The organism is Gulosibacter sp. GYB002 (assembly GCF_036577665.1).
Classification (GTDB): Bacteria; Actinomycetota; Actinomycetes; order Actinomycetales; family Microbacteriaceae; genus Gulosibacter; species Gulosibacter hominis.
Genome location: NZ_JARBDD010000005.1, coordinates 142,273 through 158,645 on the forward strand (window position 1 = coordinate 142,273; position 16,373 = coordinate 158,645).

The following is a 16,373-nucleotide window of genomic DNA, read 5'->3' on the forward strand; positions in this document are numbered from 1 at the left end:
CGCGGTTTTCGGTGTACGCGAGTTTTCGGCGAAGTCAGCCGTTCAGCATGCCGGGCATTTTCGGTGTACGCGAGCAAGTGATGCGGCCGCGCAGCACGCGCCGCGGCACAGCGAGCCGGCGTGAACCCAGCTAGCGCTGCGGCACCGCGGCAGCCAGTTCGGCAGCCTGCTGAATCACCTCGAGCTGATCGGCACGCAGCTTGTGCACCGGGTTGTTCGCCCAACCGGGAGCGAAGGGGTCGTCAATGCTGGTGCGGTGCCCCGAGATTTCCTCCATCACCGCAAGGCCACAGAACGGTACATACACCGCCGAGTAGCCACCCTCGTGAGAGAAGACGAGGCGGCCATCGCACAGTTCATCCGCCCATTCCACCAGCATCCGCGCCAGTTCACGGAAGCCGTCCGAGGTGACCGACATGCATCCGAGCGGGTCGAGCATCGACGGGTCGAACCCGCTCGACACCATGATGAGGTCGGGCTGGAACCGCTTCAGCGCCGGGTAAACCACCTGTTTGAACGTCTCGAAGTATGCCTCGTGGCCCGAACCGGCCGGCAGCGGAATGTTGATGTTCGTACCGGCGCCGTCGCCCTCGCCGGTCTTCGTGATCTCGCCCGAGTTCTCGGGGAAAAGCTGGTCTTGGTGGATCGAAATGGTGAGCACTCCCCCATCCGACCAGTAGATACGCTCGGCACCGTTACCGTGATGCACGTCGTAGTCAACGATCGCAACGCGCTCGACGCCGCGCACCTGGCGGGCATGCTCAATCGCAATCGGCACATTGGCGAGAAGACAGTATCCGCGGCCACGGTCGGGTTCGGCGTGGTGCCCCGGGGGACGCACCAGCGCATAGCCGTTGTCGAGCTCACCGCTGAGCACCGCATCCGTGAGGTCGATCAGCGAGCCGGCTGCGCGACGCGCGATTTCATACGAACCGACACCGAAGATCGTCTCGCCATCGCCGCCCTCACCGCCGGTGTGGTTACTTTCGCGCTCAAGTCGCTGCAGATAGGCGCCCTCGTGAACACGCAGCAGCTCCTCTTCGGTGGCGAGGCGCGTCGGGCGGCGAATCAGCTCGGCGCCGAGGCGGCTCACCTCTACCAGGCTCGCCAGCCGCGCCTTTGTCGCGGGGTTCTCAAACGCCTCGATCGGCTGCACAACGGGGCTCGGTGGCCAGATCGCAGCCGTATTGCCCGTGTTATGCCAGGCAAAGCTCTCGTCCCAGACATATCCAGTTCGCCGAATTGCGGCCATAGTGCATCCTCATTTCACTTCGTTGTGTCAAGTGGAACTATTCCACCCGCCTATCAACATCGACAACGTGCCAAGTTGGCAGTCGTAGGGGGTGTACGGCACTCTACCCGGCTCAAGATCACGAAGTATTTGCGTCGATGCAAGAAACAGCGAAACGGCACGACAACAGCGGCACAGGTGGCTTAATCTCAGCTTTCGGCGCGACCGAGACGCCAGTACCCCATGAAGGCAACCGAACCGCGGTCGATGTTGAGGTCACGCACAAGATATCTCCGCAGCGCTGTGATCGTTCTAGATTCACCTGCCAACCAGGCATAGTCCGCGCTTGATGACTGCTCCGGAACCTCCCACAGCGTTTCGCTCGCGTCGGATTCCTCGAATGGGTATGCCTGTCCCGGGGATGCTAGGTGATCGCCGCATCCGGTCGGCAGTCGACGGCTTCCCCACTCACGAATCGCCGCACCGAGCCGTTCACCATGGCTGGCGTCGTTCCTAGCGAGCCAAGAAATGTTTATCCCCGCGGATGTTGTCAGTGGCATTGCATCTGCAGCCGTCGGTACCTCGATGAATACGTCGCCTCGCACTGCTTGTGGCAAGGACTCAACAATGGCACAGATCGCAGGACCGGCAGTTTCGTCACCCCCGATGAGCACGTTCGTAGCGGCGCCCGGTTTCCATTCGAAACCGCCCCGATCCTTCGCACGCGCGTCTGGGCCAATCACCACCATCTGCTGACCTGGAACAGCGCTCGAGGCCCAGGCCGAGGCAGGGCCGTGGATGCCGTGAAGTACAAAGTCGACATCGATTTCGCGCAGTTCCGGCCGCCACGCTCGCACAGTGTAAGTCCGTAATGGATTGCGATCCGTATCTGGCAGCATCCGCCACCGCGTGTACCACTCACGAACCGGTGTGGTTTCGTCAAGCTGCCCAACATCAGTAACCGAACCATCAGGTAACGGGAGCATGAGTTTGATTCGTTGGTCGGGACCGTCAACACAAAAGTGCGCAAGCTCGTCGCCGGTAAACGTCACCCGCACAAAGTGTGGGCTCAGCCGAACGACGCGAGCAACGACAGTATTGAAGCAGTGGTAGGGCTGTACATTCACCGTTTCACTATATCCAGAATTAGGTTAGGCTTACCTAACTATAAACAGTTCCTCGTCTTCGCATGCTGATATCGCCGGCGACCTCAGTGCCGAAACACTGACCCTGAGTTACGGCCGCACCCCCGTCGTGCAGAACGCTTCACTGCGATTGCGACCCGGACTCGTCACTGCTTTGATCGGCCCCAACGGAAGCGGGAAGTCGACGGTGCTGCGAGCACTGGCTCGCCTGCACCGCATTGATGCTGGCCGTGTGCAGATCGGAGGCGAAGACACCACCGCTCTCTCCGCACGCGAGTTTGCCCGCACCGTGACGATGCTCTCGCAATCGCGCCCGCATCCCTCAGGACTCGCCATCCGCGACGTGGTGGCACACGGCCGCCATCCGCATCGTGGCCGGTTCGCAGGTCTGACCGACACCGATCGCGAAGCCATCGACCATGCCCTCCGCCTTACAGGCCTCACATCGATGGCCGACCGGCCAGTTGACGAACTATCCGGCGGTGAATTACAGCGTGTTTGGCTCGCCACCTCCCTGGCGCAAGATACCGGTGTCCTGCTGCTCGATGAGCCCACCAACCACCTCGACCTGCGCTATCAGGTTGAAACACTCGACCTTGTCCGAGATCTCGCCGATCGTGGCACGGCGCTCGGCGTTGTCCTGCACGACCTCAATCATGCAGCCGCCGTCGCCGACCAGGTTGTGCTCATGCATCAAGGTCGGGTTCGTGCCGCTGGAACTGCGGAACAGGTACTCACGAGCGAACATCTCTCGCACGCCTACGGGCTCACCATCGATACCGACTACGACACCGCGACCGGATGCGTCCGCATCGTTCCGCGTGGCCGCCATCATGCGCGATCCCGAAAGCCACTCACCACACTGTCCACCTAAGCCCTTTCCCTAATCATCACGCATCCGCCCAATGGATGCCTCTCTCTGGAGCCCAAATGCGCAAACCCTTCGCACTCGTCACCATCCTCAGCGCCATGACTCTCGCGCTCGTTGGTTGCGGCACAACGTCAGTCCCATCCCAGTCGGCGAGCCCGACGCTCGCAAGCAATGCAGCCGAATGCGCGAACGACACCACCAAGACCTCTACCGGTGCGGTTGAGCTCACCGACGACTTCGGACGAACCGTTCGCCTCGACAAGCCAGCCGAACGAGTTGCGGTGCTGGAGTGGCAGCAGATCGAAGACGTCCTCACACTGTGCATCACCCCCGTAGCAGTCGCCGACGCTAAGGGCTACAGCACCTGGGTGACCGCCGAAACTCTGCCCGAGGGCGTGGTCGATGTGGGCACTCGCCAAGAACCCAACCTCGATACCCTCGTCAGCACGCAACCCGACCTCGTAATCGTTGAAGCAAATGCCGCTGACGACCCGATTATTGGGCAGCTCGAAAAGTATGGGATTCCCGTGCTCGCCACAATTGGCGCAGACGCCAAAGATCCGATTGCCCGGATGCTGACGACGTTTGACCTCATTGCACAGGCAACGGGCCGTGAAGAACGTGCCGAAATCGTCACCGAAGAGTTCGAAACCCATCTGAAGGAGGCCGAGGCCGAGATCGCGGCCGCAGAGCCAGCAATCACCGAATTCGTCTACCTCGACGGCTGGGTCGATGGCGGCAACGTCTCGCTCCGCCCGTTCGGTAATGGCTCACTGGTCGGCGCGATCGGCACCCGATTGGGACTCAAGAACGCCTGGACCGGCGAAACCGACCCCGTCTACGGTCTGGGCACCACCGACATCGAAGGCATGACCACAATCGGCGATGCCACCATCTTGCACACCAGCACCACTGCCGAGGCCGGAGATACTTTCCTTGCCGCCGCAGCCGACAACCCCGCCTGGAAATCGATTCCTGCTGTAAAGGAAGGCCGAGTGATTCCCTTCCCCGAGGGCATCTGGACCTTCGGCGGCCCGCGCTCCACGAAGCAGATCATCGACGCCTACGTCGACGTCATCGCCAAGTAAACCGTCGTGCCGAAGCCTGCTGTATCGAGCACGCCGCTGACCAATACCGCGCAGTGGAGTGAACCCTCAGCGCTGGACTCCAAACCGAGCGAGTCTGATCACCGCTCAAGGTTTGTCACGAAAGCAGCTCTGGTGTTGTGCGGTCTGGTGCTATTGCTTGCGTTCACCAGCCTGTGGCATCTCACGCAGGGCACCAGCGGCGCACTGCTCGTCAGCAGCGACCTATTTCTCGGTTCCCGCCTGCCTCGCCTCGCGGCAGGCGGGGCCGTCGGCATCGCGCTGGGCGCAGCGGGCGTGCTCATGCAATCGCTGTCGCGCAATGCACTCGCTTCACCCGACACTCTCGGCGTTACTGCCGGCGCCTATCTTGCCGTCACTGCGGTGGCTGCCTTCGGAATCACCGTGCCGATATGGGCAACTGGCGGCGTCGCATTCATCGGCGGACTCGGCGCCGGAGCCCTGGTGCTCGGACTGGCGGGCGGTTCCGGATCATCAACCACTCGGCTCGTACTCGCCGGCTCAGCACTCGCGATGGCGTGTCAGGCGGCGACCTCGACCCTGCTCATCCTGTTTCAAGAGGAGACCAAGGGCCTACTTGCTTGGGGAAGCGGCAGTCTGTCGCAACTGAGCATTAATGCTTTCCTCCATTCTGCGCCCATCACGCTAATCGCGCTCACGCTTGCCCTGTTGCTCGCAAGAAACCTCGACATCTTGGCGCTCGGTGACGATTCGGCGTCAGCCCTAGGCATCCCTGTTCGCAAGACACGTATCGCCGGCCTGTTAATCGCCACCATGCTCACTGCCACGGCGCTCACACTCGCGGGACCAATTGGTTTTGTTGGGCTCGGTGCGCCAGTGCTCACCCGTCTCATGTCGCGGTGGGTGCCCGCGCTCAATCGGCATCTGCTCCTCATCCCGACTTCCGGCCTGATCGGTGCGATTCTCGTGATCCTCGCCGACGCGGTGTTGCGAGCGCTGATCGGTCCCGAAGGTGCCCTCGCGGTTCCGACCGGAGTGGCAACAACCATCCTTGGAGCAATCATCCTCGTGCTCATGGCGCGACGGTTACGTGACTCAGGCCCTACAAAGCAGCCCCCAAGCATCCGTTTTGGTGCACGCAGCCGTAGTCGTTTTGCGCTCGCGCTGACGCTGTGCATTGCACTCCTTGCCGGCACCATCATTGCCGGCCTCCTGCTCGGCAGTACCTGTCTACTCACCGGTGATGTTGCACTGTGGATGCAAGGCGAGGCACCCCCACAGATCGCATTCGCGCTCGATGAGCGTGCACCGCGAGTGATTGCCGCCATCACCGCCGGAGCAGCCCTCGCACTCGCCGGTACACTCACACAAGCTATAAGTCGGAATCCCCTTGCTGAACCGAGCCTGCTAGGCATCACGGGAGGGGCAGGGCTCGGCGCCGTGATCGTGACCACGAGCGCATCAGCGTCTTTATTCGGGATGCTGGTTGGGGCGATTATCGGCGCGTTTGCGGCCTTCGTCCTCGTCTACGTGCTCGCTTGGCGGCGGGGCATCAATGCCGACCGATTCATTCTCGTAGGAATCGGCGTCTCGTATGGAACGATTGCCCTGACCACGTTCCTCCTTCTGCGAAGCAACCCCTGGGATACCCCGAAGATTTTTACTTGGCTTTCGGGAACTACCTACGGTCGAATGTGGGAACAGCTGATCCCACTCACGATAGCGCTACTCATAGCACTGCCCGTCATCTTCGCCCAGCGTCGCGACCTCGACCTCGTTGCGCTGGATGAGGACACCCCTCGACTACTCGGCGTGGGGTTGGAGCGCTCACGCCTGCTCATACTCACGGTCGCTGCAATCTTGGCTGCACTGAGTGTGATCGCAGTGGGAGTGGTTGGCTTCGTCGGACTCGTCGCTCCTCACGCTGCCCGGGCCCTCGTTGGCGCACGGCACGACCGAGTTATCCCCGTTGCGTTGATGCTCGGGGCGGTGCTCGTAGGCGTTGCCGACCTTATCGGGCGTACCGTGATCGCGCCCGCTCAGCTGCCAGCAGGACTCATCGTCGCCCTGTTGGGCGCACCTTATTTCGTCTGGTTGTTGTGGAGATCACGCTCCCACTAGCTGTTGCGCCTCATTCTCGCAATTGCAGCGCCGTGTACAGCTCGGCACGCGCGCCGAAGTCTTCGAGGTCAAGCTGACAGATCACACCGAGCTGGTTGATACGGGCACGCAGCGTGTGACGGTGCATCCCCAGCTCACGAGCGGCGGGATCCCAGGCACAATTGTGCGCAAACCACACCTCGGCGCTGTGCAATAGCTCAGCAGCATCGGCACGATCGTGCAGCGGGGCAAACAGTCGCCGCGCCGCAACCGCACCATCGGCCGCCTCAAGCCAGGCGAGCATCCCCAACTCCGCGAGCGCACCAAACTCCACCGGCGCACCCGGCCGCGCCCGCTCCACCGCCTGTCGAGCCTGGCGCAATCCCTCCGAAAAATCTTCGAGATCCACCGGCGCCGAAACACCAATCATCAGCTCGCGGCCCTCGAGTGCCTCGGCGCTCGGCCGCGGATCACGCCCCGCTGTCTCAAACACGATCAGCTCGTCGCCCACCCGGGCAAAAGCGAACTCGGAACCTTCGGCCAGCACCTCCAACTCGCCAAGCGTTGATTCCCAGTTCCGCACGCCCCGCACCGCCGAAACCACCACCGCGCCCTTAGGCACCCAAGCCTCCAGTGCCCGCAGTGCCGCGAGCGCCGCATCCTTCGCCCCCGCCTGCAGCAGCGCCAGCACGCCGCGCCGCAGTTCGTGACGCGCCGCATCCAGCACGCGCGACTGTTCAATCGCAATGGATGCGATGCCGAGCACACTCGCGATCAGGTCATTGCTCTCAGCATCCAGCGTCACCGCCGTGCCGATCACGAGCGCTCCGAGCAGGTCACCGGTGCGGCCGATTGTTTGCAGGGTTATTTCGCCGTCGGCAGTCTCGATTTTTCGGCTCGCCCGCTTGGCTCCCCGCAGTGTCGCGGCCACCGACTTCGAAAGCTCATCGAGCAGCTCGGCCGGCGCCGTACGTTTGGTTTGCAGGCGTATCCGCCGCCCCAGCCGGTCGTACAGCACCACCCAGCAGTCGAGCTGCACCTCGAGTTCGCGCAGCGTCGCCGCCAGCCCGTTCGGTTGCAGTGCCGCTCGCGCAATCGCTCGCTGCGCACGAATCGAACGGGTGACGCGGGCGCTACGATCGGCAGCGATGGCATCGGCAACGTGGCGAATGATACGGATGAACGGCATCCGTTCAGACACAACAATCAGCGGCAGCTGCTGGTCACGGCAGGCATCGACAAGCGCCTGCGGCAGCTCTGGCGTAATAACCCCCACCGCGTATCCGAGACCGACGATTTCCGCATCGCGTAACCGGCGCACATAGTCGGTAACGGATGCATCCCCACCAAATTGCGAACCGTCGGTGAGCAGCAGCTGGCCCGGTTCCAGCCACGGGGTTGGGTCAATGAGATCGGATGAATGCACCCAGGTGAGTTCGCGATCGAGACTGTCGGCTTCGGTGTCGGCAACCAGACGCAGTTGCAGCTCGGGCTCGGCAATGAGTTCGCGCAGCGTGATCGGCATTGCACGATCCTATAGTGCGGATTTGTCGAAAAGCGCATGGATGCTTAACGGAATCGGCAGCGGAATCGCGGCGGTTTTCGCGCAACCATTGCCCCATTGCCTTTGGAGAACAGTTGCAAGGGAGCATCATGGCTGAACTCACCAACGCCTACGTCATCGAACATGACACCGGCCACGTCATGCACTCGTGGTCGGCGCAGCAAAAACTCGCGCCGCTCGCCTTCCGCACCGGCCACGGCGCCACCCTCATCGACTATGACGGCAAGGAATACCTCGACCTTTCGAGCCAGCTCGTCAACACCAATATCGGCCACCAGCACCCGAAAGTGGTTGCCGCCATCACTGAGCAGGCCAACGAACTCACCACCGTCGCCCCGGCGCACGCGAACGCCACCCGCGCCCGCGCCGCCGAACTCATCCTCGACCTCGCGCCCGAAGGATTCAACAAGGTGTTTTTCACCAACGGCGGCGCCGACGCCAACGAAAACGCGATCCGCATGGCCCGCCTCTACACCGGCCGCGACAAGGTCATTTCGCACTACCGCTCGTATCACGGCAACACCGGTGCGGCCATTGTCGCCACCGGCGACTGGCGCCGCGTCCCCAACGAATATTCGCGCGGCCACCTGCATGTTTTTGGTCCGCACCTGTACCGCACCCGGTTCTGGGCCGAAACCGAAACTCAAGAAACCGAGCGCGCCCTCGAACATCTCGAGCAGACCATCATCGCTGAGGGCGCATCGAGCATCGCCGCGATTTTGCTCGAATCGGTACCCGGCACCGCGGGCGTCCTCGTACCGCCACCCGGATACCTGCGCGGAGTGCGCGAAATCTGCGACCGCCACGGCATCGTGCTCATTCTCGACGAGGTGATGGCCGGATTCGGTCGCACCGGCGAGTGGTTCGCGTTCTCGGCACAAGATGTCGTGCCCGACCTCATCACCTTCGCCAAGGGCGTCAATAGCGGCTATGTGCCGCTGGGTGGCGTGATCGTTTCGGCGCCAATCGCCGCGAAATTCGACGATGAAGTGTTCCCCGGCGGGCTCACCTACTCGGGCCACCCGCTCGCCTGTGCAGCGGCTGTCGCCACCATCGAAGCGATGCGCGATGAGGGCGTGGTTGACAACGCCCGCCGCCTCGGTGACGAGATCATCGGGCCGGAACTGCGCGCCCTTGCCGAAGAACTTGACGTCGTTGGTGAGGTGCGCGGACGCGGCGTGTTCTGGGCCATCGAACTCGTGTCGGATGCAGCGGCCCGCACGCCCGTGTCGGCCGAATATATGGGCGCCGTGAAATCGGCCCTGCTCGACCGCGGCATCCTGCCGTTCACCGCCGACAACCGCATCCACGTGGTGCCGCCGTGCGTGATCGGCGATGACGAACTGCGCCGCGGCCTGGCGGCGATCGCCGAAGTGCTGCGCGAAACCCCAGTTTCTTAAGCTGGTTACCAGGCAAGGAATAGTCCCGGATGCGTACCGCACGCATCCCAACGAAAGAGAAAATATGTCTGCGAAATACCGCACCGAAAATCCGGCCACCGGTGAACTGGTGAAGGAGGTGCCGTTCGCATCCGATGCTGAAATCACCGGCGCGCTCGAGCGAGCCGCAAGCGCCGCATCCGAATGGCGCGCCACCCCGGTGGAAGAACGCGCCGCAATCGTGCAGCGGGTGAGCGAACTGTTCACTGCCAAGCGCGACGAGCTCGCGCGCATCATCGCCACCGAGATGGGCAAGCCGCTTGGTGAAAGCTACGGCGAGGTCGACTTTTCGGCCGATATTTTCCGCTACTTCGCCGAAGAGGGCCCGGGGCAGCTGGTGGATCAGGTGCTCAGCGAAACCGACACCGCGCGTTCGGTGGTGCAGCGGCGGCCGCTGGGCACGATCCTCGGCGTGATGCCGTGGAACTACCCCTACTATCAGGTGGCCCGGTTTGCGGCGCCGAACCTCGTGGCCGGCAACACCGTGCTGCTCAAGCACGCCGAAATCTGCGCCGAATCGGCCAGCGCGATCGCCGCGATCATGCGTGAAGCCGGTGTGCCCGAGGGCGTGTACGAAAACCTCTTCGCCACCCACGAGCAAATCTCAACAGTTATTGCCGACGACCGGGTGGCGGGCGTTTCGCTCACCGGTTCGGAACGTGCCGGCGCGATCATCGCCCAGCAGGCCGGGCAGGCGCTGAAGAAGGTGGTGCTTGAGCTTGGTGGCTCGGATCCGTTCGTGGTGCTTTCGCACGGTGACATTCCGGCGCTGGCACGGGATGCAGCGGCAATTCGCTTCGAAAACACCGGTCAGGCGTGCAATTCGAACAAGCGGATGATCGTGATGGCGGATGTGTACGACGAGTTCGTGGCCGAGATGGTGAAGCTCACCGGTGAACTGAAGCCGATCGACCCGCTCGAGAACACTGATGGTGGCGGGTTCAGCCCGCTGTCGTCGGAGGCTGCCGCGAACGGCCTAATTTCGCAGCTTGAGGATGCGACCGCGAACGGTGCGCGCCTGCTGGTTGGCGGCGAGCGGCTCGATCGCGACGGGTTCTGGGTGAGCCCGGCGGTGCTGGTGGATGTGACCCCAGTGGCACGCGCGTACCGCGAGGAGCTTTTCGGCCCGGTGGCGATGATCTTCCGTGTCGAGTCGGAAGCCGAGGCGCTTGCGCTGGCGAACGACACCCCGTATGGGCTCGGTGCGTCGGTGTATTCGACGGATGCGGCGCAGGCTGAGCGCTTCGGCGAGCAGCTCGAAGCCGGAATGGTGGGCGTCAACAGCCAGGCGCCGGAGGTTTCGGAGATGCCCTTCGGTGGCGTGAAGCGCTCGGGCTACGGGCGCGAGCTCGGGCCGCTGGGCATCGACGAGTTCGTCAACAAGCGGCTGTTCCACGTGGCGAAGTAGGCGCTTCGCGGCGGGGTGCGGGGCTGGCGCATTGGCGCAGCCCCGCACCCCGCTTTTATGCGCTGACATCCGCACATCGCCCTCCGCTCGCCCGCGCATCGCCCGCAGCCCGCCCGCAAATTCGCCTTTTGTGTGGGTTCGCGTTATCTGTACGTGGCACAACACGTACAGATAACGCGAACCCACACACATCCGCGAGAAGTGGGGTGGCGTGCAGGGCGAACCCGGCTTCGCGGCAAGCGGCGAGCACCCCAGACACCGGGCTGAGGCAGCGCGAGAAAACGACTGGAGCGAGGGCTCACAGCACCAGACCGTCAACCCTCAGTTGACAGGAGTGTCAACCAATGGTTGACTGCATGTATGGATCCATTGACTAGCATCCGACACTGCATGCAAGCAGTCAGCCTCGCCGAACACGAATTGGAAGACGCCGTCTCGCAGGCTCGAATCGCGGGACACTCGTGGGCAGACATCGGGCAAGCGCTCAATGTTTCACGCCAGGCGGCTTTCAAACGATTCGGCGCGGTGCGCAACCCTTTCACAGGAGAAACGATGTCCCCGCAATCAACCGCAAACCTCCCCGAGATTTCAGACAAGTTCATCCGCCATATCGCCAATGGTGAAGAAACCGCAACCACCGAAATGCTCCACCCGCTCACTCGAAAAGAGCTTCCGTGGAACGTCATTTCGGAGGTCTGGACTTCCATCCTTACCGAATTGGGCGAGCTCCAAACCACTACCGACCAGACGGTCGTATCCATCAAAGAGAGTCGAGACGAAGGCTCAGCGGAGGCACTTTCGACGAAGAGCACCGGCACATCAGTTGTCGTCTCGACACTCAAACACGAGGCCGGCGAACTCATGTCGCGCGTCGCGATCAACCGCGAAGGCGCCATCGTCGGCGTTCTTTTCCTGCCATTGGATGCGACCGAGTACCCGTTCTAAGCAGGCGCGTCCCGCGCGCATCCTCGCTCGCGCCTGCATCCGCGCCGCACGCGGGCGCCGCACGTGCCGCGGACCCCGCGACTACGCCCGCCTCGCGTGTGGCTTAGCGTCATTTGTATGTGGCACAACACACACAAATGACGCTAACCCACACGCATCCGCGAGAAGTGGGGCAGCGCGGCACGACGGCGAGCGGCGACAACGCGAGGAGCGGAGCGCCGAAAGAGCCGCGCGTGCCGCGACGAGCTACGACGAGCTGCGGCGGGGCGAGCTACGCCGCAGCGCCGCCGCGACAGCCGCCCGGAGCGCTACGAGTCGAAGCCGAGCCCGAGCGCATCCATGGTGCGCAGCCACAGGTTGCGGCGTCCGGTGCGGTCTTCGGCAGCCATCGACCAGCGGGTGAAGTTGATCCCCATCGCACGCACCGGCTCGGGCGGGAACGGCAGCATCCCGCCGCGCACCAGCGCCGACTCGGTGCGCTCGGTTGGCTCGCCCTCGAGCAGATCGAGCATCGCATCCGCACCGAATCGGGTGGAGGCAACCCCCAGCCCCGTGTATCCCAGCGCGTAGGCGATCCGCCCTCGCCCAGCCAGCCCTGCCTTCAGGCAGAATCGCGTCGATGTGTCGATCATGCCGCCCCACTGGTGCGTGAACTCCACGCCCTTCAGCTGCGGATACGTTTCGAAGAAGTTGCGCTCGAGTTTTGCGAACGTCTCTTCTCGCTGCGTCAGCGCCTCGCTGCGGCGCGACCCGAAGTGGTAGATCGCGTCATACCCACCCCACAGGATGCGGTTGTCGTCGGTCTTTCGGAAGTAGTGGAACTGGTTGCCGGCATCCGCGCATCCCTCACCGCCGGTCCAACCAATCGCTTTAAGTTGCGCATCGCTGAGCGGCTCGGTCGCGAGCACATAGTCGTAAACGGGCACGGTTGCGAACTTCAGCCGCGGCAAAAGCGCGGGATACACATTCGTTGCCAGCGCAACTCGCGCCGCCCGCACCTCACCATCGGCGGTCTGGATGCGCACCGCATCCCCACCATTCGTAACCCGCTTTACAACGCTGTGCTCGTACACTTCCACGCCCAGCTCGCGGCAGGCGTCAAAAAGCCCCACGGCCAGGCGGTACGGATCGACGGTCGCCTGTTCTTCCACACGCAGTGCCGCAATAAACGCGGGCGATGCGGTCACCTCGCCCACCCGGGCGCGGTCGTAGAACTCCACGTGCTGCCCGTATTTTGCCGCTTCTTCCGCACCTTCGCGCAGCCATTCGGCTTCCCATTCGGTGCGGGCGAAATTGAGGATGCCTTCCTCGCGCCAGTCGCAATCGATGCCGTGCCGCTTGATGTCGTCACGCATCCCGGCGAAGTTTTCGTCACCGAGGCGGTTGAGTTCACGCACCTCATCGGGCCAGCGTTCGACGCCGTTGCTCAGGCCGTGCGTGAGGCTCGGGTCGACGAAGCCACCGTTGCGCCCGCTTGCGGCGTGGCCGACGGTGGCGCCTTCGAGCAGCACGATGCGCCAGTCGGGGTGCCGTTCGGCAGCGTGCAGGGCGGTCCACAGTCCGGTGTAGCCGCCACCGATCACCGCCAGATCGGCCGTGGTTTCGCCCACCAGCTTGGGCTGTGGCGTGCGCGCGGGTGCGCGGTCGATCCACACTGATTTACGGATGCGGGTCTTCGTTGACATTCGCGGTCCTCAACTCTCGTTGTTCACGTCCGGAAAATTCATAACCGTCTAGACGGTACAGTATTTGCCAATTTCATCCAGGTCAAGAAACCGAGCACATCAACCCAACGGAAACATCCAGGGCGACGACCGCCAAGCCACTCAACGACCCAGGCCACTCAATAGACCAAGCGACCTAACAAGCCAAGCGACCTACAAGCCGCAATCATGCAAAGCCGAGTAGCGTATCCACATGCCTAAGCCCGCACCTCGAAACCGCCGCCGCGATCTGCTCACCGCATTCGCGCAGCTCGTCAACGAGCATGGAGTACGCGCTGCCACACTCGACGCCGTAGCCGACGCGGCCCAGGTGTCAAAAGGCGGCCTGCTCTACCACTTCCGCGATCGCGACGCCCTCGTGGCTGGGCTTTGCGATCATTTCACCAAACTCGTCGAAGAAGACATTGCCGAGCAGCTCGATTCGGGCATGTCTGCCCCCGACTGGTATTTGAGCACCTCAGCCGATTACGACTCGCCCCTCGAAACCGCCATGGCAGCGCTGATTCAGCTGGTGCCCGCCTACGAGGCAACAATTCGCCCGGTGCTCATCGCCGCCCGCGAGCGCTGGTTTGAACTCGTGGCCGATGAGCTCGGCGATCGCGATCTCGCCACGGCCGTGCTGCTACTTGGTGACGGCATTGCCTATAACACCGAACTCGAAGGCAAATCTACCCCGAAGCCACTGGTTTCTGAAGCGACGCGAAAGTTTCTTTCTGAGCTGATTAGCCGCGCCAACTAGCGGAAGTCAGCCAGCAGCATCCTCGCCCGCATTTGCAGTCGACCGTCCAGACGGTATAGTTTCTCGCGCTGCCTCTCGACCGCGCACCTCCGTGCCGGCCCGCGCGACAGCTCAGCTCCACAACGACGAGGAGGGGAACTTGTTCGGCTCAACGAAACCCACCAACATCACCGACACCGGCCACATTCACGTGGGAAAGGGCCTCAACAACAACGCCCTCGGCGTCGTCGGCTCAACCGTGATCGGCCTCGCATCCACCGCCCCGCTGTACTCACTGGCAGCGACACTCGGCTGGGTGATCCTCGCCGTCGGTGAACAGGCGCCGGTCGCATTCTTGGCCGCCGCCATCCCAATGATCTTCGCGGCGTTCGCCTATCAAGAACTCAACCGCGAAATGCCCGACTGCGGCACCACTTTCGTGTGGGGCGCCAAAGCCTTCGGCCCAATCGTCGGCTGGATCGGCGGCTGGGCCGTAGCCGTCTCGGCAATCATGGTGCTCGCCAACGTCGCCGAAATCGCCGGCCTCTACTTCTGGTACCTGCTCGGCAACGACGACATCGCAAACAACCGTCCACTCGTGGTGATCACCGGCTGCGCCTTCATCGCCGTCATGACCGGCGTATCGGCCATCGGTGTGCAGATTGGTGAGCGGCTGCAGATGGTGATGATGGTCATCCAGTACGTCGCCCTCGCACTATTCGGGATCCTCGCCTTCATTGGCGCGCTCAACGGCAGCTCACCGAGTGCCGTCGCCTTCGACCCCGAATGGTTCAACCCCGCAGCAGTCACCTCATGGTCGGGATTCATTGAGGCCGTGCTGCTGTGCCTGTTCATCTACTGGGGATGGGACACCTGCCTCGCGCTGAACGAAGAAACCCGCAACCCGCGCCGCACCCCCGGCCAGGCGGCACTGGCCACCATCGTCATTCTCATCGTCACCTACGTAGGTATTTCGGTGGCCGTGATGATGTTCGCCGGCTTCGGCGACACCGGATTCGGACTCACCAACGAGGCCAACCTCGATGATGTGTTTACGGTACTGCGGGATGCACTATTCGGCCCCTGGGGATGGTTCCTGATTCTCGCGATGCTGGTTTCGGGTGCATCCTCAACCCAGACGACGATTTTGCCCACCGCGCGCGGCACGCTCTCAATGGCCGTGTACGGTGCGCTTCCCGCGCGCTTCGCGAAAGTGCACCCGCGCTTCAAGACCCCGGCGTTCTCGACCACGGTCATGGGTATCGCGGCAATCGCCTACTACGCACTGATGTCGGTGATCAGCGAAAACGTGCTCGCCGACTCGCTGACCTCGATGGGCCTGGCGGTGGCGCTGTACTACTCGATTACCGCGTTCGCCTGCGTCTGGTACTTCCGCAAGACGCTGTTTGATAACGCCCGCAACTTCTTCATGCGCGGATTGATGCCGCTGCTGGGTGGCATCATGCTCGCCTATGCCTTCGTGCAGTCGGCGATCGACATGATCGATGTCGACTACGGGTACACGGTGTTGCTCGGCATCGGCGGCGCGTTCGTGATCGGCGTGGGCGCGCTCGCCTTCGGGTTCGTGCTGATGGGCGCGTGGGCGCTCAACCCCCGCTCGCGCGGCTTTTTCAGCGGTGAGCGTCTCAACAAAGACACCCCGGTGCTCGTGCCCGAAGAGTAACGAGCCGGCTGCGCGTGTGCGCGGCGGGCGAGTGGCGCCTGGCTGGGCTGGGGCCGCGGAGCGTCCCCGCCGCCGCGCCGCCGCGTCCGCGCCGCCACCCCACGGATTTGTGTGGGTTAGCGGCATTTGTATGTGGTGCACCACCCACAAATGACGCAGAGACACACAGAAGGCGCAAAAAACCGGGATGCGCGCGGTGCTCGGCCCGCGCCGCCACCGCCGCGCCACCGCGCCGATCCCCACCACTGGGGTACACCGAAAACGCTGGGAGCCACCGCTATGGCGGTGTACCCCGGCGTTTTCGGTGTACCCGGCCGGTTCAGCGCCAGCCCACCCCCTGGATTTGTGTGGGTTAGCGGCATTTGTATGTGGTGCACCACCCACAAATGACGCAGAGACACACAGAAGGCGCAAGAACGGGATGCTCGCGGCGCGGGCGGCGCGGGCGGCGGGCGGCGGGCGGCGAGCGCGGGCGGG

12 protein-coding genes are annotated in these 16,373 nt (G+C 63.2%); 8 read left to right on the plus strand and 4 right to left on the minus strand.

Going from position 1 to position 16,373, the window contains the following annotated elements; translation table 11 throughout:
* Nucleotides 1–130: 130 nt before the first annotated feature.
* Both PV375_RS04355 and PV375_RS04360 read right to left on the minus strand, forming a co-directional pair.
* Nucleotides 131–1,252, minus strand: a complete 1,122-nt coding sequence (locus PV375_RS04355) for a class II histone deacetylase (RefSeq protein WP_311479170.1) — start codon at nt 1,250–1,252, stop codon at nt 131–133.
* Between the two features lie 188 nt (nt 1,253–1,440).
* The gene (locus tag PV375_RS04360; protein ID WP_201517852.1) at nt 1,441–2,358 is read right to left on the minus strand and encodes a siderophore-interacting protein; all 918 of its coding nucleotides are present in this window, start codon (nt 2,356–2,358) and stop codon (nt 1,441–1,443) included.
* Nucleotides 2,359–2,428: 70 nt separating this feature from the next.
* On the opposite strand from PV375_RS04360, the gene PV375_RS04365 reads away from it, so the two are divergent.
* Genes PV375_RS04365 through PV375_RS04375 form a run of 3 tightly spaced genes read left to right on the plus strand, consistent with a single transcriptional unit; the run spans nt 2,429 to nt 6,435 of the window.
* On the plus strand, nt 2,429–3,250 hold the full coding sequence (locus tag PV375_RS04365; protein WP_442903925.1) for an ABC transporter ATP-binding protein: 822 nt from the start codon (nt 2,429–2,431) through the stop codon (nt 3,248–3,250).
* Nucleotides 3,251–3,306: 56 nt separating this feature from the next.
* Entirely contained in the window at nt 3,307–4,335 is a 1,029-nt protein-coding gene (locus tag PV375_RS04370) for an iron-siderophore ABC transporter substrate-binding protein (protein WP_332106292.1), read from the plus strand.
* Between the two features lie 6 nt (nt 4,336–4,341).
* The gene (locus tag PV375_RS04375; protein ID WP_332106293.1) at nt 4,342–6,435 is read left to right on the plus strand and encodes an iron ABC transporter permease; all 2,094 of its coding nucleotides are present in this window, start codon (nt 4,342–4,344) and stop codon (nt 6,433–6,435) included.
* A 10-nt stretch (nt 6,436–6,445) separates the two neighbouring features.
* On the opposite strand, the gene PV375_RS04380 is transcribed toward PV375_RS04375, so the two are convergent.
* Nucleotides 6,446–7,939, minus strand: coding sequence for a PucR family transcriptional regulator (locus PV375_RS04380; RefSeq protein WP_332106294.1), 1,494 nt, complete (start codon nt 7,937–7,939; stop codon nt 6,446–6,448).
* Between the two features lie 128 nt (nt 7,940–8,067).
* Here PV375_RS04380 and PV375_RS04385 point away from each other — a divergent pair, with 128 nt between their 5' ends.
* The 3 genes from PV375_RS04385 (at nt 8,068) to PV375_RS04395 (ending at nt 11,770) form a co-directional block, all read left to right on the plus strand.
* Nucleotides 8,068–9,378 (plus strand): aspartate aminotransferase family protein, encoded by a 1,311-nt coding sequence (locus PV375_RS04385; protein ID WP_332106295.1) that lies wholly within the window; start codon nt 8,068–8,070, stop codon nt 9,376–9,378.
* A gap of 64 nt (nt 9,379–9,442) precedes the next feature.
* Nucleotides 9,443–10,825, plus strand: a complete 1,383-nt coding sequence (locus PV375_RS04390) for an NAD-dependent succinate-semialdehyde dehydrogenase (RefSeq protein ID WP_332106296.1) — start codon at nt 9,443–9,445, stop codon at nt 10,823–10,825.
* A gap of 390 nt (nt 10,826–11,215) precedes the next feature.
* Nucleotides 11,216–11,770 carry a hypothetical protein gene (locus tag PV375_RS04395; RefSeq protein ID WP_332106297.1) on the plus strand — a complete coding sequence of 185 codons (555 nt, stop codon included), beginning with the start codon at nt 11,216–11,218 and terminating at the stop codon, nt 11,768–11,770.
* Between the two features lie 308 nt (nt 11,771–12,078).
* Here the strand turns inward: PV375_RS04395 and PV375_RS04400 are convergent, their stop codons facing one another.
* Nucleotides 12,079–13,455: an NAD(P)/FAD-dependent oxidoreductase gene (locus PV375_RS04400; protein ID WP_332106298.1), complete on the minus strand. Its 1,377-nt coding sequence runs from the start codon at nt 13,453–13,455 to the stop codon at nt 12,079–12,081.
* 232 nt (nt 13,456–13,687) lie between these two features.
* Here PV375_RS04400 and PV375_RS04405 point away from each other — a divergent pair, with 232 nt between their 5' ends.
* Both PV375_RS04405 and PV375_RS04410 read left to right on the plus strand, forming a co-directional pair.
* On the plus strand, nt 13,688–14,233 hold the full coding sequence (locus PV375_RS04405; RefSeq protein ID WP_332106299.1) for a TetR/AcrR family transcriptional regulator: 546 nt from the start codon (nt 13,688–13,690) through the stop codon (nt 14,231–14,233).
* A 139-nt stretch (nt 14,234–14,372) separates the two neighbouring features.
* Nucleotides 14,373–15,896, plus strand: a complete 1,524-nt coding sequence (locus tag PV375_RS04410) for an APC family permease (protein ID WP_332106300.1) — start codon at nt 14,373–14,375, stop codon at nt 15,894–15,896.
* The last annotated feature ends 477 nt before the right edge of the window (nt 15,897–16,373 follow it).

Coding starts and splice junctions, on each gene's coding strand:
- PV375_RS04385 (WP_332106295.1), top strand. CDS start 8,068: ATGGCTGAACTCACCAACGCCTACGTCATCGAACATGACACCGGCCAC.
- PV375_RS04405 (WP_332106299.1), top strand. CDS start 13,688: ATGCCTAAGCCCGCACCTCGAAACCGCCGCCGCGATCTGCTCACCGCA.
- PV375_RS04380 (WP_332106294.1), bottom strand. CDS start 7,939: ATGCCGATCACGCTGCGCGAACTCATTGCCGAGCCCGAGCTGCAACTG.
- PV375_RS04400 (WP_332106298.1), bottom strand. CDS start 13,455: ATGTCAACGAAGACCCGCATCCGTAAATCAGTGTGGATCGACCGCGCA.
- PV375_RS04355 (WP_311479170.1), bottom strand. CDS start 1,252: ATGGCCGCAATTCGGCGAACTGGATATGTCTGGGACGAGAGCTTTGCC.
- PV375_RS04370 (WP_332106292.1), top strand. CDS start 3,307: ATGCGCAAACCCTTCGCACTCGTCACCATCCTCAGCGCCATGACTCTC.
- PV375_RS04395 (WP_332106297.1), top strand. CDS start 11,216: ATGCAAGCAGTCAGCCTCGCCGAACACGAATTGGAAGACGCCGTCTCG.
- PV375_RS04390 (WP_332106296.1), top strand. CDS start 9,443: ATGTCTGCGAAATACCGCACCGAAAATCCGGCCACCGGTGAACTGGTG.